Annotated in this window: 1 protein-coding gene; it reads right to left on the bottom strand. The window is 49.1% G+C overall.

From position 1 onward, the window contains the following. On the bottom strand, positions 1-528 hold a 528-nt coding region (locus tag PGX78_RS09425; protein ID WP_270446710.1), incomplete at both ends, for an aconitase family protein.

The raw sequence follows: 528 nt of genomic DNA, 5'->3' as shown, positions 1-528 counted from the left end.
CGTACGGTCCGTCGTCATACGTATACGGGCGTTCTTTATAATTGTCAAAGTATCCGTCAGCCGACGTAAGAAGTCCGCCATTTACGGCCGTTGCCGCAATAGAACGAGCATCCATCAGTGCAACCGCCGAAAATTGACCGTCACCGGGTTTGCTTCCCTCACGATTGGGGAAGTTACGTGTCGTATGACGAATACTGAACGCATTATTAGCCGGCGTATCTCCGGCACCGAAACAAGGACCGCAAAAAGCCGTCTTCCATACGGCACCGATAGCCGTTAAATCTGCAACCGTTCCATTCCTTAAAAGGCCAAGTCCGACAGGCTGTGACGACGGGTAGACGTCAAGAGTAAACACGTCGTTCGACAAACGGTGATGTTTAAGCACATGAGCCGCCGCCTCTATGTTCGTATAGTTACCTCCTGCACAACCGGCAATAACACCTTGTTGAACACGCAGTCGATTTCCTTCCAATTTATCCGTCAAAGAAAATTCAATGGACTTATTAGCCAACCGCTCTTTGATAATCT

Origin of the sequence: Megasphaera sp. AF13-6AC, assembly GCF_027685385.1 — a bacterium.
Lineage (GTDB): Bacteria > Bacillota > Negativicutes > Veillonellales > Megasphaeraceae > Megasphaera > Megasphaera micronuciformis.
Note: the sequence above shows the minus strand (reverse complement) of the source record. Positions and strands in the feature narration are given on the sequence as shown.